Below are 20,342 nucleotides of genomic sequence, written 5' to 3' on the forward strand. Positions count from 1 at the left end.
ATGAGTGCTATTGTTGCAACAAAAAGAACAAATACTACAGCAGGCAACGGACGTGTGGATTTGCAAGTATATAACGATAAAATTTATTATGTTTGGGTCAACTCTCAATATATTTGGAAAGCAGAGATGAATATTAATGGTACAGGTTTTGTGGCTACTGAGATAGGGCCCAATACCGGTACTCTCTACCTCAAATTTCAAGTATATGGGGATAAAATATATTATGTTTGGGCTCAAAATGATTCCAGTTATTACACGCAATTGTGGACAGCAGAAGCGAATATAGACGGCACTGGATTTACAGCTACTCAAAGAACTACAAATTTAACAGACATTGCTTATATCGATTTTCAAGTATATAACGGTAAAATATATTATGTTTTTGGGAATGGAGATGAAAATTTTAGGCAACAAATATGGACAGCAGAAATGAATATCAATGGCACAGGTTTTACTGCAACACAGAGAACTACAGGCAGACATAGAGGATATACTCAGTTACAAATTATGGGGAATAAGATATATTATGTTGGTTCTGAATCTGATGATTCTTATGTTTCTCAAATATGGGTAGGGGAAATGTATATAGACGGCACAGGTTTTGTAATAGAAACAAAAACTGCAGGGGATAAGCACAAAGCATGGCCACAATTACAAATAGTAGGAGATAAGATATATTATGTGTTTCATGGCTTGGATATAAATGACGAATATCAAATATGGACAGCAGAAATGAATATCAATGGCACAGGTTTTACTGCAACACAGAGAACTACAGGCAATTATAGCAAGATATTTCCTCAATTACAAGTGGCTGAAAATAAAATATATTATGTTTGGTGTCAATATGATGACTATCGTTATCAAATAGCTACAGGTGAAATGAATACTGATAGTACGGGGTTTGCTGAAACATACATTACAACAAGTGAGTATTATAAAGATGAGCCTAAATTACAAGTATTAAACGATAAGATCTATTATGTCTGGACTGAAAGAGATTCAAGTGCTTATCAAGTTTGGACAGGAACACAAGAAATAGAGCTACCACCATCGAGTAGTAAAATACTAATAAAAATCAATGGAGAATGGAAGCAAGCGACACCATATGTCAAAGTAAATGGAGCTTGGAAAGAAGCAATACCATTTATAAAGGTTAACGGACAATGGAAGCAAGCTGTTATTTAAGAAGCTCAGACAATGGGCTTCTTTTAATTTTAAAATAAAGAAAGGAATGATGAACAATGACAGAAAATGCAGCAACAAAAGGAGCTATGGGAGTTATAGCGGGGGTGTTTGGTTATTTAGTGGGGAGCTTCAACGCTTTGTTAGTAGTTTTAGCTATTCTAATGATGGTGGATTATGTCACAGGTGTTACCGTAGCTCTGAAGAATAGTGAGTTTGATACAGGAAAAGGGATATGGGGGGCAATCACAAAGTTATTCTACATATTGATTGTGCTGGTGGGGTTCTTGGCTGATTATACTATTATGGATACAGCTGCACGGGCAGGGCTCGATTTTAGTACCGGTGGGCTGTTAGGAATTGCTGTAACATTATATCTTATCGGCAATGAAGGCCTAAGTATAACAGAAAATTGGGTAGTGCTGGGATTGCCGGTCCCACCTTTTTTACGAACAGCATTTGGGTACATGAAAGATCAATCAGGTAAGATTGTTAAGATGCCAGAAAAGGAGAGTGTGGAACAATGATTAACAATAAAATATTGGTTGAATATGCGAAAAAAGCAGCAGCAGAAAAATGGGGTTACGTTTGGGGGACCTTTGGCCAAGTTCTCACACAAGCTCTGTACGATCAAAAAGTTAAGCAGTACCCGAGTGAAGTTGGTGGGTATGCAAATTTTATTAGATCAAATTGGTTTGGCCGGAAGGTTACCGACTGTGTCGGTCTGATAAAAGGAGCTTATTGGAGTGAAAGTGGTACTTTGGTATACAACCCGAAGACTGATATATCTGCAGACAGCATGTACAGCTTAGCCCAAGAAAAAGGTGAGATTTCCACAATACCAGAAATAGAAGGGTTATGTGTGTGGAAGAAAGGGCATATAGGCGTGTACATTAGAGGTGGCCAGGTTATTGAGGCTCACGGTACAAAATACGGTGTGATCCAAACCCCGTTAACCGGATCCGGATCGACTCCATGGACCCACTGGCTGAAATGCCCGTACATAAAGTATGAAAAAGCAGAAGAAACCTGGCAAGAAATTGTAATAAATGCTGCAGATAACGATGAAAGCTGGATCCAAGCAATTATTGATGTATCCAATATGGCAAAGGCTGCTAACAATATAGGCGCTATGAAAGTGCTTGAGTTCTTGCCGACATTGATAGTAAAGATTCATAATAACGCAAAATAATAGACTGCCCCGGGGAGACCTGGGGCTTTATTTTTTTTGCGTAAATGGATAGTTTAGTGCATACTCTGGCAGCAGTCTGGGGTTATTTTTTACCTAAAAATAGTTTTGCATATATAGAACCAGTATGTTTTTTAAAAAATGGAGTTGACAATACAATTGAAAAAGTTTATTATAAAAGTATAGAGGTAACGGAAAGGAGAAAAACATATGAATTTGTCAACGGAAAAGAAAATACATATTGATTCAATATTGGATGATAGATCCTTGGGCTGGCTATTTCCTGTTTTGGAAACTGGGCAGGCTACTTGTAAAGAATTCATGAAATTAAATAATGAGTTTTTTAACTGTTCAGATTATTTAAACACTGTGCCAGGTCACTTGCTGAGTTATAGTATAAATAGGCAACTGTCAAGTCAATGTTCCCTCCCAGCATGTCCATTTACAATACATAAAGAAAAGATTAATGTTAGAAATCAATATTGCATACCTATTTTGAGAAAAGATGATATTACAATTTCCATAATGCGTAGTGTAAACAGAAGAAGAATTGACAAAAATGATAAAGCGTATCTCAAGGAAAAATGCAGAAAAAACAATGAACTCGATGGGCAGTTTTCGTTATTTGAACCAGAAATTTCTGGAGAAAATAATTATCATGGAGTATTGCTATATGGGGCTGAAAAAGATTGGAATGGTATTGGCTTTGCCGATGTAGTCTTTTTTGATAGCCAACTAAAGCAAATACATTATTCTATAAATTTGATGGATAAGTTACATATTTATATATCGTCTATGAGCAATGGGGAAAAAGAAAAAAGCATACTTAATGCACAAAATATAATTAAGGATGTAAAACAACAGTTGGAGGGTTAATGAGATGAATTCGGGGACTAAAGTTAAAAATATAGAAATAATAGATAAAACTAAAGCAGTAATCCCTGAAAGAATAAAAGAAGCAAGAGTTTATAGAGGATTAACACAGCAAGAGTTAGCTAAAGAGTTAGGACTTACGAGGCAAGCTATATGCAATTATGAAGTCGGCACAAATACTCCACCTTTAAATATGCTGCTAGAAATATCTAAAAAACTAGACTTCCCTATTAATTTCTTTTATAAAAAAAGGATTGTATGTACTGACGAAGGGGAAGTTTACTTTAGAAGTAGCGCTATACCATGTAAGAAGAAAGAAATGTTGGAACAAAAGCTTAATTATCTTTCAACAGAGGTAACATACTTTATAGAACAATATATAAATTTACCTGAAATTAACCTTATTGATGTTGAATATAAAAAAGAATATAGCGATGATGATATTAAGATCATTGTAAAAAGGTTAAGGAAGCACTGGGGATTACATGATAAACCAATAAAGAATTTGACTTATATAATGCAAGAAAATGGATGTATAATAGCCAGATTGATGTTAGATTCAGAAAAAACAGATGGATATTCAAAATGGATAAGAAAAAGACCTTATACTTTTTTGAATACAGAAAGAAATGCAGCAGCGAGAACAAGATTTACTTTAGCACATGAATTAGCACATATAGTTTTACATCGAAATTTAAAAGATGGAGAAGATTTAAAAAAGAGAGAAAAAGAAGCTAATTACTTTGCTGGTGAGTTTTTATTCCCAAGTGAAGCAGTTATAGATGAAGTTTCATTTGTATCATTAGATGCTTTATTACCATTGAAGGCTAAGTGGGGAATATCTATAGGGGCAATAGTGAGAAGATGCCTTGATTTAGAGTTAATTACTGAAGAGAGATTTACAATGCTTCAAAAACAGATTAGTAAAAGAAAATGGCGTACTTTTGAACCTTTAGATGATGTAACCAAAAGCGAGGACCCACAACTGTTTAAGGAGGCTTTTAATTTACTTGTAGAAAACGGTATTGTAGTGAAATCAGAAATTATTAATTCAATATTATTTAGCGAAGATGAGCTCTTGAATGTGTGCTGCCTAGATCCTGACTTTTTTGAAGAGAAAAAGTTAAGTATAAAACCTAAATTAGAGCTAGTTAAATAGTATAAAGCTAAAGTTTGCTGTATAGCTCCGGGACCCGGGGCTTTTTTATTTGTCGAAATTTGCGATAATTTATTTTTGTTTTTTGCAGGGTTTTATAACATTTCAAAAGAATAAAATAAAAGAAGATTTGCAAAGCGAATATTTATAATAGAAAGCTGATTATTTGTGGGAGGGATTAATATGAATATTTCTGAACTAATTAAGATGGGTGAAGAGGCAGCAAAAAAATGCTATAAAAATAGTGAGTATGTTGGAGAATATTATTCTGGACAAGAATATGAGGAATGGTTGACAGTTGCTATTCGTTTTGTGGAATTAAATTTTCCGGGTGATACTGATACAAAGAGATTCAGAGAAATAGCTCAGACTGCAAATGGGTTTGGTAATGATAGATTTTATCCGCTCATAGGGATTCTTAAAGCCTTTAATGAATATCCTCCAATTCCGGTTAAAGAGGATATATTACCTTTAATAAAAAATATTTGTATGAATTTTAATAAGTTTGATATAAAAATAAAACGCAGATACGGCAACAGAGAAACAATTAAAATTAATGATGAGCATGATTTACAGGATGCCATACATTCAATACTAAAGCTTTTTGTCGATGATATTAGACCAGAAGACTATGTACCAAGTTATGCCGGAGGTAATTCAAGAGTCGACTTTCTGTTGCCTAAATACGGTCTCATTATAGAAACTAAAATGACTAACAATGTTTTACATGACAAACAAGTAGGAGAACAGTTGATAATTGATTTTGAGAGGTACAAACAAACTAATGGATATAACCATTTAGTATGTTTTATTTATGATAGAGAAGCAAATATCAGCAATCCGATTGGATTAATTACAGATTTAGAAAAATTAAGTAATGAAAAAATGAGAATGACTGTTTTTATATCACCTCAGTGAATTCTTTTTCTTATCTAGAAACAGATGGCTTTATATTACGTTAACCTAAAGTTTGACGTATGGCTCCTGGGTTACCGGGAGCTTTTTGTTTTGGGAAAATAAGTAAAATAGTACTTGATTTATTACATATAATTCATTATAATTACATATAAGTAAATATATAGGAGGTAGTTAATGGGTGATAAATTAATTACATTATTAGAGTTAGCAGATTACTTAAAAGTAACAAGAACAACCATCGACAGGTGGAGAAAGGAAGGGATGCCATGTATTAAAGTCGGACGCGGCGTTCGATTTAATAAAGAAGCTGTAATGCAATGGATAGGAAAAAACAAACAAAACTAAAGAGGAAGCTGTCACCGACCAAAGTAACCAGCTTCCTCACCACAAAAACACACTTGAAGCAAGTATGCTATGCTCTTTTATTATATCAGAGCATATTGGCTTCTTCAAGAGGTGAAAATCAGGAGGGTCTTTATGTCAAAAAAGAAAAAGAAAGATAAAAAAGGATTTAAGATAGTTCAAAATACAGAAAAGGTACACGAAAGTAATAGTAAGCTTATCGAAAAATATATAGGTTTACGATGGACGAATGGACTTACAAATAAAAGTTTGAAGGCGCTTGAAGGAGAGCTAAATCTATTTGCAAGATATTTAAAGCAACATAAAGATAACAAACATTTTAGTGGAATTATTCATACTGACGTTGAGGATTTTCTACAGTGTTGCGCTTTAGGCCGGTTAAGCGGTAAAAAGAATGGAGCTGAAGCGCTTAATAGAAAACATGCTGCGCTCAATACTTTTTACAGCATAATGATCAAAAAAGAGTACTTGGACATGAAAAATCCTTTAGACAAAGTAGATAAGATAAAAACTAGGAAGAAACTTCGGGGCCATTTAGAAAAATGGGAAGTTGAAAAACTAATTGCATACTGTGAGAAGAAGAATGATCTTCGCGGAGCTGCATGGATCACTCTCGCTTTTTATTCAGGATGTCGGTTAAGCGAACTATACCAATTGAATAGAAAAAGTTTGGATTTCGAAAAAAGACGTTTTATTGTCTGTGGCAAAGGTGATAAAGAAAGAGAATGTTCGTTTTGGATAGAAGCGAAAGAAAGGATATTAGCCTATCTTGATACGCGAAATGATGATAGAGAGCCTTTATTTTTATCCAGTCAAGGCAACCGTTGGAGTCCTAAAGCGATACAAGATTTCGTAAAAAATACGGGCGTAAGAGCAGGAATAGAAACTAATGTGCATCCGCATATTTTTAGGCATTCCCTTGCCATGTTCATGCTCAGTAAAGGGATACCCTTAGAAGTTATACAAATTCAGCTAGGCCACGAAAACATAAATACAACCCAAGTTTATGCGCATCAATCATTACGGGATATTCAATCAAAAGTAGATAAGATTTTTGAAGCAGATAAAAAAGTAGGGTAGGCATATCGCCTACCTATTCATATTAATTAAATTTTTATACTAATGGATAGCTTGCTTTATCTCTAAATGATCCAGTTGAAATCATAACAAGATCAAACACTGTTCCTATAAAAAATAGCCCACCAGTTAAGAAATATATAATACCTGTGAAAATTTTACCGACATAAAATCTATGAAAACCAGCGAATCCTAATAGTCCAATAGCGCATAATATTAATGCTGTCAGTTTCTTTTTATAAATGTATTGCTGTCCAGTATTCATATTAGTATTTGTATTGTTAATAATAATAGTAGGTGGCTGGTAAGGTGGATACTGTGCAGGTTGCTGCATATTAGGCTGTGGTTGATAATTAACGGGTTGATAACTATTGGTTTGTTGGTTTACGGTGTTATCGCTCATACGATCACTCCTGTGTAAATTTTAGCATTATAATATCATATAAGTATTGAAAAAAATGTCGAAATTTGTTATTATTTTAATAGTCACATAAATACGAACTATTTTTGTAGCTATTATGTAGTTATAATTTTATAATTAATTGTTATTAATTATAGTTTGTTGTGATATGAAATAGTATTAAAAACCAGTAAAATAAGCGGTTATATTAGGTGTAGCTATTGTTGTGGCTTATATGTAAGAATTAACTCGTAATGATCAGGTCGCCGGTTCGATTCCGGCTACCAGCTCCAGATGAAAGACTATAAAATTAAGTATACTTCAGAAGTATTGCAATGCGAATCACATTAAATAATATTCACTTATTCTATATAATGTATGGAATCCCAATAATGGATCGGACATTAGTAGTTTATGTGAGATCTTCTTAAATGCTTTCCTTTTGGGAAGGCTTTTCTTTTATAACTATAACCATTTAAATGACTGCTTGCAGGGTTGTCCGTCCCTGCAAGAACGCACATGATATACAAATTGGTAAATTATGATTCTCAATTTGCTCAATTTCAGTTTGAACTGGGCAAAATCATTGTTCAAGGAAACAGCGTATGCGAAGGTAGTTTTTACAGGAAAAAATATTTTTTTACATTAAGAGGGAAAAATTGAAAACTATTCCTTGAATCTTTAAGGGAGGCAATTATGTGCTATGAAAAATATATTGGAGAAAGAAATTTTATCGGCACTTGGATGTACAGAACCTATTGCTTTAGCATATGCTGCAGCAGCAGCATACAAAGCGGTAGAAGGAAATATTCAATCTGTTGAATGCGAGGCGAGCGGCAACAATGCCCGTAGTAAGTTATGGAGAATATCTGGATGTAAGCGAAGACAAGCTTATAAGAGCTGTAACAGTTAGCAACTTAGTTACTATTTTTATAAAAAGTAAGTTCGGGAGACTGTCTTCTTTTTGTGGAGCTGTCATAGCAGCGGCGGGAGCAAGTTGCGGTATCGTATATCTGCTTGAATACATTTGGAAAATACAAGAATAAAGTGCCATGATACAATTAAGCAATGTGGTTTAAAGTGAAAATATTATGATATTATTTAGACATATAAAACAATAATAATGTATAATGGATATGAAGATGCGGTAAAAAGGTATATAGTTTAATTGAATAATAATAATCTTCATAAAATATGTTTAGATAATACGGGGTGTAGCGATGCGGTATAAATTAATGGCAGTAGATATTGACGGTACATTGGTAGATAGTAACGGTGAACTCTCTAATGAAACAAAAAAGGCTATTACACTTGGTGTGGAGAAAGGTTTGATTTTCACTATCTCTACCGGAAGGCCCATTCAAGGGGTTGAACCTCTTATTGAACAAATCGGGTTGGACTTACCATTTATCACTTACAATGGTGCGATGGTTATCATGGGAGAATCCAAAAAAATTCTGTATCAACAGAATTTATCTGCTATGCATGCGAAGAGTATCATTGAACTGGGTAAAAAGTACCATACTACTATTATCGTTTGGGTGGATAATCAATTATATGTAAATAGAATAGATGATAGGTCAAGGAAATACGCAGAAGGAATTAGGGTAGAGCCGGTCTTAATGAAGGATATAGATGAAATCGTAAAGAATGGTGTAACAAAAGTATTGTGGTATGATGAACCGGATGTCATTGAAAGGCATGAAAATGAAGTGGGACAATATTTAAGTGACGCTATTAATTATCATACATCACGGCCTGTTTTTCTTGAATTTGTAGATAAAAATGCATCTAAAGCAATAGCGATGAAAAAGCTTGGAGAACACTACAAAATAAGTCCAAGTGAGATGATTGCGGTAGGTGACGGTCATAATGACCTTTCCATGTTGGAATATGCCGGATTGGGTGTAGCTATGGCAAATGCCAAAGAGGGTGTTAAGAAAAAAGCAGATTATATTACCTTATCAAATGATGAGAATGGTGTTGCGCATGCAATACATAAGTTTGTCTTGGGCAGCACCTCCAAAGCATAATCACAAAAATAATTGTCTTTAAAAATAGTGATAAGAGTACAAAGAATTATGGGACTAGGTACACCGGTTTAAACAAATCAGTGTGCCTGGTCCCATATTTTTTATAGCAGATATATTTAAATTATATGTAAAAAATGTTTACATATACCCTAAGGGGGTATATAATGTATATATAAATCAATGAAGAGGTGATAATGATGCAAATAGCAGTAGATAAAAATAGATGTCCTGAAAATCATCCATGTCCGGCGATAAAGTTTTGCCCTGTAGGTGCGTTAACGCAAAAAGGGTATTCTGCTCCGGTTTTGGATGAAGAGAAATGTATCAAGTGCAAGAAGTGTGTGATGGTATGTCCGATGGGAGCTTTGAAAGCGCAGTAATAAGAATGTATGTGACTCTTGTATAGAGACTGCAGCTATAATATAATCTTAGATGATAACCAGTTGAAGGCATGGATATATATGCCTTTTTCTTATAAGACAAAATTAAGAATTAACGCGAGTGAGGTGATAGGTTATGAAAAGTTTTCGTAAGGAATTATGGTTTTGTACCGATAAGAGGCGGGAGTTCATCAATATAACGCCCGAAATGGAGCGCTGTTTAGTAGAAAGTGGTATTAAAGAAGGTTTGCTATTATGTAATGCTATGCATATTACGGCAAGTATTTTCATTAATGATGATGAGAGTGGATTACATCATGATTTCGAAGTATTCTTGGAAAGAATAGCTCCGGAAAAGCCATATGATCAATATAAACATAATGGTTATGAAGATAATGCCGATGCCCACATCAAACGTACGATTATGGGGAGAGAGGTTGTGGTTGCCATAACCAATGGAAGGCTAGATCTGGGGCCGTGGGAGCAAGTCTTCTATGGTGAATTTGACGGTAAACGACGCAAACGGGTACTGGTTAAGGTGATAGGAGAGTAAGCGATTATTTGGAATGAGGTGATTGCCTATGGTATATGAAATTGAAGTTCCGTCAAAAAGTCATACCCAATTTATTGATATCACTTTCAAGATTCGTGAAATAGTGAATAAAAGTGGTATAGTGAATGGCATTTGCTGTGTGTATGTTCCACATACTACAGCGGGAGTCACTATTAATGAAAATGCCGATCCTGATGTAGTAGACGATATGATTATGGAACTAAATAAAGTAGTTCCTTTTGAAGACCGATATAAGCACATGGAAGGAAATTCAGCGGCACATATAAAAGCAAGTCTTATGGGGCTAAGTAAAAATATCATTATAAATGAAGGCCAACTGATGTTAGGCACATGGCAGGGTATTTACTTTACCGAATTTGATGGACCCAGACATAGAAAGGTTTACATAAAGATAATAAAAGGATAAACATAAAAGGAAAGGACGGACAGCATAGTAGGCGCAAAATGTGACCAATATACTGTTCGTCCTTGTTTCATTGCTTTGGACTTATTTGGAACGTATCTCGGATAGAAGTTGTGTGCCTTTACCGAGATTATCATAGTCATTTTCTTTAATAAGAGTTACAAAAGACTGCTCAGGTATTTTAAGAATTTCGCTTGCTTTAGTAACAAACTCTTTCACAAGTTCAGCCTTTTGTTCTTTGGTAGCTTTACCAAGTTCTATTGTAATTACAGGCATAAGATCACCTACTTTCTATAGTTATTTAATTAATTTTACACCCTGTTAATCATAAATACAAGGGATTAATTGATGTATTTTATTTTAAAAAAAAGCGGTTAATATTAAAAAATATTTAATAATTCTACTTTATTGCAAGATATTTGTTAGGATATCAGATATAATAGTATTAGAATGGGTTTAAAGGGAGGATGAAAAGCATGGATGAGCAATTAAAGATAAAAGTAAAGTTGCTGATAGAAACCTTCGACACATTTAAAAAACAATATAGGTGGTCGATTGGTGATTTATCACTGCGATTTATAACTTTAGTATATGTCTTGAGTAATAAAAATTTTGATAAAAATGAATTTGATGAAATGGTGAAATATATTAAGAAAAATTCTAAACGTTTTTCCTATTATAGAGGACATCAAATGTTTTCTACAGCAGCATTATTGATTGCAAAATTTGATAACCCGCGGCAGTCTTTCGATGATCTTTTAAGCTATGAAGAAAAAATGAAAGATGTTGGGTTTAAGAATAGTCCGTATCTATCAATTGCATCTTATGCATTGCTGCTTACATGTAGTGCCGAAGATATCCAGCACAGAGTTCGGAAAGCGGTGGAACTATATAAAAAAATGAAAGAAAACCATTTCTGGCTCACCGGTGCTGATGATTATCCTATTGCGGTATTGCTATCCGAGACAGATGAAAAAAGTGACATGCTTATGTACGAGATAGAAAGTAATTTTGATATGCTGAATCGTGAAGGGTTTAGAAAGAGTAATGGACTTCAGTTTCTATCGCATCTATTGACCTTTTTACCCGGTACTGCACAAACGAAAGCGCAGCGAACACGGCGGATCTATGACCGGTTAAAGCAGGAAAAACTTCATGTCTCCTCGACGTATTATGGTATATTAGGACATCTATCACTGCTGGGAGAGATGAGTGAAGAAGCGGTCGAACAAGTAATTGAAGTAGTCCGCGATTTAAAATCCGATAAAAACTTTAAATGGGTGAACAAGGATATGAATGTATTAGCAGCAACCGCATTAGTTGCAAATCAATATATTGAAAAACACAGTCAAGGTAATGAATTGTTGGAAGCCGGTATTGGAATTTCCATAGAAGCAATGATTGCCGCACAAACAGCCGCGCTTATTGCAGCGACTTCGGCTGCTACGGCGGCCAGCTCTGCTGCGGCCAGCGCAGGAAGCTAATGATTGGCACTGATAAATTAAGTTTTGCAATAGAACACTCTTCTCTACTAAGTGCTGTTGTAGAGAAGGGTGTTCTATTTTAAAACATTTTATTCACTTTCAAAATAAGCCCTATGGATGTTCTTGCGCTTTCTATGTGTATAGTGATCGCTTCTTTTAATGCTGCTTCATCTTCGGCAAGAATCGCGTTTAAAATCAATTCATGCTCATGCACCCCGGCAATATCTTTTTCGGTTCAACAATAAATTTTGTGATAGATAGTGCACCTGCCCTGTCAATAGGTAATCAATAGGAAAATTATTGATTACCTATTGATTGGGAACATAAAATTTCCTATGTTTGATATATTTATCTATGTATAGCTATTATTCCACTAGAGGATAAATATAGCAATATGGGTAGTTGCATGTATCCTAGGCCCCTTGAAAACTGAAAATTTTAAGCACATTCAAATTCATATTTAACTCTGATTTCCCAATGATCACGGTTACGATATCCATAGGCTCTGCGTTGAATATTTTTAACCCTATGATTATTGCCTTCTGTAGTACCATTAGATATCGGATAATCGTAATAATTTAGGATGTATGTTATTCCAGTTATCAAGAGTTTTGATGAATTTCTTAAGTTCAGGAATATCATATTCCTCAGGGCTAAGGTCTTCTATGTTTTTTAGTATGGCCCAACGGATTTTAAATACTTCATCTTTATTGCCATACTTACGTATATGATTTTGAATATGCTTTTTTGCGTCATTTTACCATAGTACAAGCAGTAGATGCAAACTAGAAAATAACATAATGAAATGTATATTAACTATTTTGTAGATCGGTAGCTATAACAGGGTATGATACATTTTTTCTTAGTACATGGGCAAGTTCACTTTTTAAAACTTATTAGTTTTTTCAAAAATAAAAAAAATTTCAAAAAAAGAAGGATTATTAAAAATGATGTAGAATATATTATAATATCATAATGTAATGACAAAGTAATAAAGTGTTATTAAGTATTATGAAGAACCTGATACAGGCTGATAGATTGATATCGTACTGGTAATACCCTAAATATAAATTGGCGCATCTTTTAAATAGGCAATCACTAAACGAGTTGTTTATATCTCAGATTTATTTGGAACCGTATCTATACAATAATGAAAATGTCACATATATCACAATAGAAAAATATTCAAATTGTTTTCTTAAAAATTTAATATAGAGCCTTAATAAGTTGGATGTATTAAAATAATGGTCTTGCCGGATATGAGCAAAATAAGGAATTAAGATTGTGAGCCATAACTTTAATATGCTCCATGGGAAAGGAGGTGAGTCTTATCTCGCTGAGGTGGTAAGAAGTACTACAATATCCTAATTTTAATTTATTATGGGAGGGTTTCAAAATGAAAAAGGTAAAAAAGGTATTGGCGATTGTTCTGACAGTTGTATTGATGGCAGGATTATTTGCAGGATGCGGAAGTTCACAAGAAGACACAAATGCCGCAGAGGTGAAGGATACTGCGAATAATGCGGAAGATTCAAAATCGGCAGGAGCTGAGAACAAGAGTACGGCAGTAAAAAAAGATATGAAAGACATCACTATTGGTTTATCCATGAAGACATTATCAGCACCATATTTTGCTGCACAGATGAACGCTGCGAAGAAGAAATGTGAAGAACTGGGTGTCAAATTTATCGGTTTGGACGCACAGGGACAAATGAGCAAGCAAATTGCTGATGTAGAGGATCTGATTGCAAGACAGGTGGATATCATTCTCTTAAATCCGACAGACCCCAAAGGAATGGTACCGGCTACTAAAGCGGCAAAGAAAGCAGGGGTACCTGTAATCATTATTGACAGTTCTATTGACCCTTCAGCAGATTTTATTACAACTGTTCAGTCCAACAATCTTGAAAATGGGAAGCTGGTAGGAGATTGGTTAGGGTCTCAGATGAAAGGAAAAGCAATTAAAATGGCTGTGCTTAGTGGTGAGCAAGGAAATCCGGCCGGTGAAAACCGCAGAAACGGAGTTTTCTGGGGGTTGACGGAATATCAGCTAAGAGAAGAAGGCAAAGCGGGCTTTGAAATCGTGGCACAGGGCTGGGGCAACTGGGCCAATGAAGGCGGATTAAAAGCAATGGAAGATATCTTGGTGGCGCACCCCGATATCAATGTATTGGTAACTGAAAATGACAGTATGGCATTGGGCGCAATAAAGGCTATTGAAGCAGCAGGAAAGAAGAATGACATATTGATTGCAGCAGCTGCAGACGGACAAAAGGAAGCCTATGCACTGATTAAAGAAGGCGAATACGGTGCAACCGGAATGAATGACCCTGCACTGGTGGCCACAACGGGAGTAGAAACAGCAATCAAAGTGCTGAACGGTGAAACAGATTTTCCAAAAGTATATTATACTCAACCTATGTGCATAACCAAAGAAAACGTAGACAAGTACTACAGGGCAGATGCAGATTTCTAAACAATGGTTTCGATAAAAATATAGACCCTCTTTGCATGGTAGATATCTACCATGCAGAGAACATATTTTTGAATGGAGATGATGTTATGAATAATGTAAATGTTGCCGTGATAGGCGCCGGAAGAATGGGGTGGCTTCATGCAGGCAATTTCCATGGGAAGGTTAGCAAAGGAAAAGTAGCGGCGGTTGTAGACCAGAACAAGGAGTCGGCGGATAAGCTTGGCAGTCATTTAGGGGCGGAAGTATTTAGTCAAGTGGATGATATACTCATGAGGCCTGATATCCATGCGATCTGTATATCGACACCTATCGGAACCCATAAAGAATTAAGCCTAAAAGCATTAAAAGCAAAAAAACATGTATTTTGTGAAAAACCGTTAACATTAACAGTGGCAGATGCGGAAGAAATAGCAGCAGCGGTGAAAGAGAGCGGATGTTGTTATCAATTGGGTTTTATGAGCAGATTTGATGATGCTTTCGAAGCGGCAAAAGAGGCATTGGAACAAGGCGTGGTGGGTACCCCAGTTTTTATACGCTCAACATCCAGAGACCCTGGATTGCCACCGGTGCCGGGATGGGGTGCTAATCCGGAAGCTTGTGGAGATATTTCCTTTGAGTTGTGTTCACATGATTATGACAGAATGTGTTGGTTGATGGATGATAAGGTAAGAAAAGTTTATGCCCAAGCCGGAATCCTTTCGTCAAAAGACGTTGCTGCCCGGTGCGGAGGAAAAATGATCAATGACACGCTGGTCATTAATATGGAGTTTTGTAAGGGAGCCTTAGGCTCTGTGGACGGACTTCTTAATATCAAATATGGATATGATGCCAGAGTTGAAGTTGTAGGAGATGAAGGGGTGATTGTCATAGGAGATATGGGGCATGTGGATGTTATAAGCGCAAATAAGAGCAAGAAACTTTCGGTACCTGCATCACCATCATTTATTGACAGGTTCAAACATGCTTATGTAAAGGAAGCGCAGCATTTTATAGATTGTATTATTGAGCACAGAAATCCTAAAGTTGGAGCAGAAGATGGATTACAGGCAGTAAAAATCGCTGCGGCTGTAAATAAATCTATTCAGTTAGGCCAATCCGTACTGATTGATTAGGAGGAATCAAAGTGTCCGAAAAATATAGAATTGAGATGGAAAATATCTCGAAATCTTTTGGAGGAGTTCATGCACTCAAGGATGTCACTTTTAGCGTAAAGCCGGGAGAGATCCATGCGTTGGTGGGAGAAAACGGCGCAGGGAAGTCCACTTTGATGAAAATACTATCGGGTGCTTACCAAAAGGATAGCGGCGTTATAAGAATTGATGGGAAACAGGTCAATATCAATAATCCTCATAAAGGGAAAGAATTAGGGATTGGAATCATTTATCAGGAGTTTGCCCTAGCGCCTCATCTTACGGTAGCCGAGAATATTTTCATAAACCGGATGGGCAACCGGAGAGGAATTATGAACTGGCGTGAATTATATAGTAAAGCCGATGAGTTAATTAAAAGCATCGGATTCAATATAAGCTCCCGTACCATCGTAAACAAGTTAAGTGTAGCTTTTCAGCAAGTGGTTGAAATCACTAAAGCATTATCCCAAAATGTGAAAGTGTTGATTCTGGATGAACCCACCGCTGTGCTGGCGCCTAGAGAAGCGGAACGTTTGTTTGAGATACTGTTCAAGCTGAAGGAGCAAGGTGTCAGTATTATTTATATTTCTCATAGATTGGATGAAATATTCAAAATATCCGATAGAATTACCGCGATGAAAGATGGCTGTGTTACCGGAACCGTATTCCCTCACGAGGTATCCACCGATGATGTGATTAGCTTGATGATCGGCCGTAAATTGTCAGCACTTTTCCCGAAGCGTGAATGTGTCATCGGTGAAGAATTGTTCAGGGTGGAAGGTTTGAACAGTGATGAAAAAGTAAATAATGTTTCCTTTTCGGTTAGAAAAGGGGAAGTGGTAGGACTTGCGGGATTAGTGGGAAGCGGAAGAACTGAAATAGCCAGAGCCATTTTCGGTGCCGACGCTTTTGTATCCGGAAAAGTATTTTTGAAGGGCCAGGAGTTGAAAATCAAAACTCCAAAGCAAGCGGTGAAATACGGAATAGGCCTTTTGCCCGAAAGTCGTAAAGAACAAGGGGTCATTCTTACGCTGCCTATCAGATATAACGTGACCATGTCCAGCCTGAAGAAGATTACAGGGATTGCCGGACTGATAAAAAAGAAGAAAGAAAAAGCCGATGTCCACGAACTGATCGAAAAACTGACCATCAAAACCAGAAGTACTGAAGAATATGTGGCCAATCTGAGCGGAGGGAATCAACAGAAAGTCGCTTTTGCGAAATGGGTAAATGCGGATTGTGAGGTCATCATTTTAGATGAACCTACCCGTGGTGTTGATGTAGGCGCTAAGGTAGAGATCTATTGTTTGATTAATGAGCTTGCGGCCAGAGGTGTGGGAATCATTATGATTTCATCTGAATTAATGGAGATTATCGGAATGTGTGACAGGATTCTGGTTGTTGGACAAGGGAGTATCAAAGGAGAATTGAGTAAAGGTGAATTCTCTGAAGAATCTATTATGAAAATGGCTATTGGGGGGAAACAAGGTGAGTAATGGAAAAATTAGTGAAACAAGCGGAAGCATCAATATAAAAAGACTGACCATGCAACCGAAGAAAATAATAAACTGGTTGTTGGAATATAATAGTGTTATCATTTTTATTATTCTTGCGGTGGTTTCCAGTATCATATCAAAGTCATTCTTTACCGAAAGAAATATTTTTAATTTATTAAGGCAAATGTCCGGACTGGGTATTATCAGTATGGGTATGCTGATGGTTATACTTACTTCAGGGATTGATCTTTCGGTGGGTTCAATTGTAGCACTTTCCAGCGTATTGTCAGCGTATTTTGCGCTATCCATGCCTTTGCCTGCAGCCATAGCGCTAACAATTCTAATGGGAGTGGTATTTGGAGTTTTTTCCGGGTATCTTGTATCAGTAAAGAAGCTTGCACCCTTTGTAGTTACACTGGCTGCAATGACAATAGCCCGGGGATTCGCGTTTATAATCTCCAAAGGCGCCCCTATTATGGTAGAACAAGAAGGGCTTACATCGTTTGGTGCAGATTATTTCCTCAGGGTTCCTTATCCCGTTTATCTAATGTTTGCTATTTTTATTGCGATTCTTATCATTCTTAGATATACGGTGTTTGGAAGAATGATTATCGCTATCGGAAGTAATGAAGTAGCGGTGCGGTTATCCGGCATACGGGTCACTTATTATAAATTAATGGTGTATGTTTTTTCAGGCGCATTTTCAGCAATAGCAGGGATCATAAGTACTTCAAGGACAGGCGTAGGTTCTCCGCTTGTAGGGGATGGGTTTGAGCTGGACGCTATAGCTGCTGTCGTTATCGGCGGAGCCAGTTTAAACGGAGGAAAGGGTAGCGCTTTGAATACTTTTCTAGGGGTATTGATATTGGGAATGATAGGAAATATCATGAATTTGATGAATGTTCCTGCATATCCGCAGCAGGTTATTAAAGGGCTGATCATTATTATCGCTGTAATACTGCAAAAATCCGAAAGTTTCAAAGAAGCTTAAACGAGATAAGCATGAAGCGGTTTGATGCAAGATAAAATTATGGTAAAGGAGAATGATGGATGCTTCAAGCAGTGATGTGTAATCCGGGAGCCATTGAGTTTAATGAAGTTGCCATACCGGAGATGAAAGAAAACCAGGTTCTTATTAAAATGATGAGGATAGGGATCTGCGGTTCGGATATCCATGTTTATCATGGAAAACATCCGTTTACTTCATATCCGGTAGTTCAGGGGCATGAAGTATCAGGTGAGATTGTAAAGGTGGGTTCGGAAGTTTCACATTTGATAGAAGGGGACAAAGTAACTGTTCAGCCGCAAGTGGTATGTGGGGAATGCTATAACTGTCGGCATGGCAGATACCATATATGTAATCAATTAAGAGTGATGGGATTTCAAACCATGGGAATGTCATCTGAATATTTTGCAGCAGACGCCGAAAAGGTGCTGAAACTTCCTGAAGGTCTTAACTTTGAAGAAGGTGCAATGATCGAACCATTAGCTGTTGCCGTACATGCTTTAAGCAGAGGCGGAGATTTAAAAGGGAAAAAAGTTTTGGTTTTAGGGGCCGGAACCGTTGGCAATCTTGTGGGTCAGGCAGCCAAAGGGATGGGCGCTGAAAAGGTGATGATTACCGATTTAAGTGATTATCGTCTTGGGGTTGCGAAAGAATGCGGAATAGATTATTGTGTTAATCCTTCGGTAGACCATTTGCAGCAAAAAATTGACGAGGTATTCGGAACTGATAAAATGGATGTTATTTTAGAATGTGTGGGGGTTAATCCAACCATGAACCAGGCAATAGAATATGCACGAAAAGGCACGGATATTATTGTTGTAGGGGTGTTTGGCGAAAAAGCGGCAATAGATTTGGGGTTAGTGCAGGACCGGGAGTTGAGACTGATTGGAACCCTTATGTATATAGAACAGGATTGGTTATCAGCGATTGACCTGGTTAAAGAAAAAAAGATTAAATTTGATCCTCTCATTTCCAAGACCTTTGAATTTAAGAATTTTATAAAAGGATACGAATATATTGAAGAAAAGAAAGACAAAGTGATGAAAGTATTGATTGCAGTAAACAGTTAGATGTAGAAAACTGTAATTCATCATTAAAACATAAAAAAATAAATTAATGTAATGACATTAATACAATAATACATTGTGCGCTTAAGTATGGTTAGACAGATAATACAATGGTCTATTCGACATATAGATTTTCGAAGGATTGGTATAATCATGAAGATTTTGAATGAAAGAGTACAGACGGTATTAGGATTAATAGACAGCAGTCAGTTAGGATATTGTCATTGCCATGAACATTTATTTATTGAGAATGGCCAATCGGCGAAAATTAATCCTGTTCTTAGAATAGATGACTTGAATAAAAGTACGCAAGAACTGGTAATGTTCAAGCAGTTCGGAGGTACGAGTATTGTAGATGCGCAGCCGATAGGTTGCGGACGCATGGCGTATGAACTGGTAGAAGCGTCCCGTTTGTCGGGGGTTCATATTATCGCATCAACCGGATTTCACAAACTGATCTTTTATCCTGAGAGTCATTGGATCAATGGACTAAGGCCGTCATCGCTGGCGGAGTTGTTCGTAAGTGAGTTGCGTGAAGGAATGTTTGTGTATTGCGATCAAGAATATCCCGAAAGGCGAATAGAAGCAAAGGCAGGAATCGTGAAGGTTGCTTTGGATCAAGAGGGACTAACCAAACGCTATCAAAATTTGCTGACGGTGGCAGCCTATGCTGCAATAGAAACCGGTGTATCTATTTTATGTCATACCGAAGTGGGAGAACATTCATTAATGCTTGCTGAATTCTTAATAGAACAGGGAGTAAAAGAAAATGCTATTATTCTTTGTCATATGGATAGGACAGCAAAAGATTTATCTTATCATAGAGCGGCGGCTGAAATGGGAGTCTACTTGGAATATGATACCATAGGAAGGTTTAAATATCATACCGATGAAGATGAAGCCCTTTTAATAGCAAGAATGATTGAAGGGGGGCATGAGGACAGGATATTATTAGGCTTGGATACTACCAGAAGCCGTTTGAAAAGTTACGGCGGGGATATAGGACTTTCGTATATATCCCAAACTTTTATCCCATTACTGAAAAATTACGGAATAACCGATGAATTTGCTAAAAAGTGCATGGTTATCAATCCCGCAAAAGCTTTAGCAATAAAACGATAAACCGAATACG

24 protein-coding genes are annotated in these 20,342 nt (G+C 36.6%); 21 read left to right on the forward strand and 3 right to left on the reverse strand.

The annotated features are described in order from the left end of the window. The 8 genes from QKW49_RS22260 to QKW49_RS22295 all read left to right on the forward strand — a co-directional run bounded on the left by QKW49_RS22260 (position 1) and on the right by QKW49_RS22295 (position 6,764). Positions 1-1,188, forward strand: coding sequence for a hypothetical protein (locus QKW49_RS22260; RefSeq protein WP_282864834.1), 1,188 nt, complete (start codon positions 1-3; stop codon positions 1,186-1,188). A gap of 56 nt (positions 1,189-1,244) precedes the next feature. Beyond that, entirely contained in the window at positions 1,245-1,712 is a 468-nt protein-coding gene (locus QKW49_RS22265) for a phage holin family protein (RefSeq protein ID WP_282864835.1), read from the forward strand. Beyond that, positions 1,709-2,377: a hypothetical protein gene (locus QKW49_RS22270; protein WP_282864836.1), complete on the forward strand. Its 669-nt coding sequence runs from the start codon at positions 1,709-1,711 to the stop codon at positions 2,375-2,377. The genes QKW49_RS22265 and QKW49_RS22270 overlap by 4 nt, the downstream gene beginning before the upstream one ends. 207 nt (positions 2,378-2,584) lie before the next feature. Then, on the forward strand, positions 2,585-3,250 hold the full coding sequence (locus QKW49_RS22275) for a hypothetical protein (RefSeq protein ID WP_282864837.1): 666 nt from the start codon (positions 2,585-2,587) through the stop codon (positions 3,248-3,250). Positions 3,251-3,254: 4 nt separating this feature from the next. Further along, the gene (locus QKW49_RS22280; RefSeq protein WP_282864838.1) at positions 3,255-4,406 is read left to right on the forward strand and encodes an XRE family transcriptional regulator; all 1,152 of its coding nucleotides are present in this window, start codon (positions 3,255-3,257) and stop codon (positions 4,404-4,406) included. A 180-nt stretch (positions 4,407-4,586) separates the two neighbouring features. Continuing rightward, the gene (locus QKW49_RS22285; RefSeq protein ID WP_282864839.1) at positions 4,587-5,321 is read left to right on the forward strand and encodes a hypothetical protein; all 735 of its coding nucleotides are present in this window, start codon (positions 4,587-4,589) and stop codon (positions 5,319-5,321) included. A gap of 174 nt (positions 5,322-5,495) precedes the next feature. Continuing rightward, complete coding sequence (locus tag QKW49_RS22290; protein WP_282864840.1) at positions 5,496-5,666, forward strand: helix-turn-helix domain-containing protein; 171 nt, start codon at positions 5,496-5,498, stop codon at positions 5,664-5,666. 132 nt (positions 5,667-5,798) lie between these two features. Next, the gene (locus QKW49_RS22295; protein ID WP_282864841.1) at positions 5,799-6,764 is read left to right on the forward strand and encodes a tyrosine-type recombinase/integrase; all 966 of its coding nucleotides are present in this window, start codon (positions 5,799-5,801) and stop codon (positions 6,762-6,764) included. 34 nt (positions 6,765-6,798) lie between these two features. Here QKW49_RS22295 and QKW49_RS22300 read toward each other — a convergent pair whose 3' ends face one another. After that, positions 6,799-7,164: a TM2 domain-containing protein gene (locus QKW49_RS22300; protein ID WP_282864842.1), complete on the reverse strand. Its 366-nt coding sequence runs from the start codon at positions 7,162-7,164 to the stop codon at positions 6,799-6,801. 700 nt (positions 7,165-7,864) lie between these two features. On the opposite strand from QKW49_RS22300, the gene QKW49_RS22305 reads away from it, so the two are divergent. From QKW49_RS22305 to QKW49_RS22330, 6 genes are all read left to right on the forward strand, one after another. Next, positions 7,865-8,074: a hypothetical protein gene (locus tag QKW49_RS22305; RefSeq protein WP_282868241.1), complete on the forward strand. Its 210-nt coding sequence runs from the start codon at positions 7,865-7,867 to the stop codon at positions 8,072-8,074. Beyond that, positions 8,004-8,207, forward strand: a complete 204-nt coding sequence (locus tag QKW49_RS22310; protein WP_282864843.1) for an L-serine ammonia-lyase, iron-sulfur-dependent, subunit alpha — start codon at positions 8,004-8,006, stop codon at positions 8,205-8,207. Before QKW49_RS22305 ends, QKW49_RS22310 begins: the two co-directional genes overlap by 71 nt. 174 nt (positions 8,208-8,381) lie before the next feature. Continuing rightward, entirely contained in the window at positions 8,382-9,194 is an 813-nt protein-coding gene (locus QKW49_RS22315; protein ID WP_282864844.1) for a Cof-type HAD-IIB family hydrolase, read from the forward strand. Positions 9,195-9,388: 194 nt separating this feature from the next. Then, positions 9,389-9,574 carry a 4Fe-4S binding protein gene (locus QKW49_RS22320; RefSeq protein ID WP_349239055.1) on the forward strand — a complete coding sequence of 62 codons (186 nt, stop codon included), beginning with the start codon at positions 9,389-9,391 and terminating at the stop codon, positions 9,572-9,574. A 136-nt stretch (positions 9,575-9,710) separates the two neighbouring features. Beyond that, positions 9,711-10,127: a secondary thiamine-phosphate synthase enzyme YjbQ gene (locus tag QKW49_RS22325; RefSeq protein ID WP_282864845.1), complete on the forward strand. Its 417-nt coding sequence runs from the start codon at positions 9,711-9,713 to the stop codon at positions 10,125-10,127. Between the two features lie 28 nt (positions 10,128-10,155). Then, positions 10,156-10,554 carry a secondary thiamine-phosphate synthase enzyme YjbQ gene (locus QKW49_RS22330; protein ID WP_282864846.1) on the forward strand — a complete coding sequence of 133 codons (399 nt, stop codon included), beginning with the start codon at positions 10,156-10,158 and terminating at the stop codon, positions 10,552-10,554. A gap of 81 nt (positions 10,555-10,635) precedes the next feature. Here the strand turns inward: QKW49_RS22330 and dmpI are convergent, their stop codons facing one another. Continuing rightward, positions 10,636-10,827, reverse strand: a complete 192-nt coding sequence (dmpI, locus tag QKW49_RS22335; protein ID WP_282864847.1) for a 4-oxalocrotonate tautomerase DmpI — start codon at positions 10,825-10,827, stop codon at positions 10,636-10,638. A gap of 200 nt (positions 10,828-11,027) precedes the next feature. On the opposite strand from dmpI, the gene QKW49_RS22340 reads away from it, so the two are divergent. Then, positions 11,028-12,035, forward strand: a complete 1,008-nt coding sequence (locus tag QKW49_RS22340; protein WP_282864848.1) for a DUF4003 family protein — start codon at positions 11,028-11,030, stop codon at positions 12,033-12,035. A 79-nt stretch (positions 12,036-12,114) separates the two neighbouring features. Here QKW49_RS22340 and QKW49_RS22345 read toward each other — a convergent pair whose 3' ends face one another. Continuing rightward, positions 12,115-12,249 (reverse strand): hypothetical protein, encoded by a 135-nt coding sequence (locus tag QKW49_RS22345; protein ID WP_282864849.1) that lies wholly within the window; start codon positions 12,247-12,249, stop codon positions 12,115-12,117. A gap of 1,182 nt (positions 12,250-13,431) precedes the next feature. Between QKW49_RS22345 and QKW49_RS22350 the strand changes: the two genes are divergently transcribed. The 6 genes from QKW49_RS22350 (at position 13,432) to QKW49_RS22375 (ending at position 20,332) form a co-directional block, all read left to right on the forward strand. Then, positions 13,432-14,511 (forward strand): substrate-binding domain-containing protein, encoded by a 1,080-nt coding sequence (locus QKW49_RS22350; protein ID WP_282864850.1) that lies wholly within the window; start codon positions 13,432-13,434, stop codon positions 14,509-14,511. A gap of 86 nt (positions 14,512-14,597) precedes the next feature. Further along, positions 14,598-15,623, forward strand: a complete 1,026-nt coding sequence (locus QKW49_RS22355; RefSeq protein ID WP_282864851.1) for a Gfo/Idh/MocA family oxidoreductase — start codon at positions 14,598-14,600, stop codon at positions 15,621-15,623. Between the two features lie 11 nt (positions 15,624-15,634). Next, on the forward strand, positions 15,635-17,137 hold the full coding sequence (locus QKW49_RS22360; protein WP_282864852.1) for a sugar ABC transporter ATP-binding protein: 1,503 nt from the start codon (positions 15,635-15,637) through the stop codon (positions 17,135-17,137). After that, positions 17,130-18,128 carry an ABC transporter permease gene (locus QKW49_RS22365; protein WP_282864853.1) on the forward strand — a complete coding sequence of 333 codons (999 nt, stop codon included), beginning with the start codon at positions 17,130-17,132 and terminating at the stop codon, positions 18,126-18,128. The genes QKW49_RS22360 and QKW49_RS22365 overlap by 8 nt, the downstream gene beginning before the upstream one ends. Before the next feature lie 59 nt (positions 18,129-18,187). Next, a complete protein-coding gene (locus QKW49_RS22370; RefSeq protein WP_282864854.1) occupies positions 18,188-19,213 on the forward strand; it encodes an alcohol dehydrogenase catalytic domain-containing protein in 1,026 nt (341 codons plus the stop codon). 150 nt (positions 19,214-19,363) lie between these two features. Next, the gene (locus QKW49_RS22375) at positions 19,364-20,332 is read left to right on the forward strand and encodes a phosphotriesterase (protein WP_282864855.1); all 969 of its coding nucleotides are present in this window, start codon (positions 19,364-19,366) and stop codon (positions 20,330-20,332) included. Positions 20,333-20,342 lie beyond the last annotated feature (10 nt).

The organism is Petroclostridium sp. X23, assembly GCF_030013905.1.
In the GTDB taxonomy this organism is placed as follows: domain Bacteria; phylum Bacillota; class Clostridia; order SK-Y3; family SK-Y3; genus X23.

Bases quoted from the DNA above. Each gene is read 5' to 3' on its own strand.
- QKW49_RS22260 (WP_282864834.1), top strand. From the start codon at position 1: ATGAGTGCTATTGTTGCAACAAAAAGAACAAATACTACAGCAGGCAAC.
- QKW49_RS22265 (WP_282864835.1), top strand. From the start codon at position 1,245: ATGACAGAAAATGCAGCAACAAAAGGAGCTATGGGAGTTATAGCGGGG.
- QKW49_RS22270 (WP_282864836.1), top strand. From the start codon at position 1,709: ATGATTAACAATAAAATATTGGTTGAATATGCGAAAAAAGCAGCAGCA.
- QKW49_RS22275 (WP_282864837.1), top strand. From the start codon at position 2,585: ATGAATTTGTCAACGGAAAAGAAAATACATATTGATTCAATATTGGAT.
- QKW49_RS22280 (WP_282864838.1), top strand. From the start codon at position 3,255: ATGAATTCGGGGACTAAAGTTAAAAATATAGAAATAATAGATAAAACT.
- QKW49_RS22285 (WP_282864839.1), top strand. From the start codon at position 4,587: ATGAATATTTCTGAACTAATTAAGATGGGTGAAGAGGCAGCAAAAAAA.
- QKW49_RS22290 (WP_282864840.1), top strand. From the start codon at position 5,496: ATGGGTGATAAATTAATTACATTATTAGAGTTAGCAGATTACTTAAAA.
- QKW49_RS22295 (WP_282864841.1), top strand. From the start codon at position 5,799: ATGTCAAAAAAGAAAAAGAAAGATAAAAAAGGATTTAAGATAGTTCAA.
- QKW49_RS22300 (WP_282864842.1), bottom strand. From the start codon at position 7,164: ATGAGCGATAACACCGTAAACCAACAAACCAATAGTTATCAACCCGTT.
- QKW49_RS22305 (WP_282868241.1), top strand. From the start codon at position 7,865: ATGAAAAATATATTGGAGAAAGAAATTTTATCGGCACTTGGATGTACA.
- QKW49_RS22310 (WP_282864843.1), top strand. From the start codon at position 8,004: ATGCCCGTAGTAAGTTATGGAGAATATCTGGATGTAAGCGAAGACAAG.
- QKW49_RS22315 (WP_282864844.1), top strand. From the start codon at position 8,382: ATGCGGTATAAATTAATGGCAGTAGATATTGACGGTACATTGGTAGAT.
- QKW49_RS22320 (WP_349239055.1), top strand. From the start codon at position 9,389: ATGATGCAAATAGCAGTAGATAAAAATAGATGTCCTGAAAATCATCCA.
- QKW49_RS22325 (WP_282864845.1), top strand. From the start codon at position 9,711: ATGAAAAGTTTTCGTAAGGAATTATGGTTTTGTACCGATAAGAGGCGG.
- QKW49_RS22330 (WP_282864846.1), top strand. From the start codon at position 10,156: ATGGTATATGAAATTGAAGTTCCGTCAAAAAGTCATACCCAATTTATT.
- dmpI (WP_282864847.1), bottom strand. From the start codon at position 10,827: ATGCCTGTAATTACAATAGAACTTGGTAAAGCTACCAAAGAACAAAAG.
- QKW49_RS22340 (WP_282864848.1), top strand. From the start codon at position 11,028: ATGGATGAGCAATTAAAGATAAAAGTAAAGTTGCTGATAGAAACCTTC.
- QKW49_RS22350 (WP_282864850.1), top strand. From the start codon at position 13,432: ATGAAAAAGGTAAAAAAGGTATTGGCGATTGTTCTGACAGTTGTATTG.
- QKW49_RS22355 (WP_282864851.1), top strand. From the start codon at position 14,598: ATGAATAATGTAAATGTTGCCGTGATAGGCGCCGGAAGAATGGGGTGG.
- QKW49_RS22370 (WP_282864854.1), top strand. From the start codon at position 18,188: ATGCTTCAAGCAGTGATGTGTAATCCGGGAGCCATTGAGTTTAATGAA.
- QKW49_RS22375 (WP_282864855.1), top strand. From the start codon at position 19,364: ATGAAGATTTTGAATGAAAGAGTACAGACGGTATTAGGATTAATAGAC.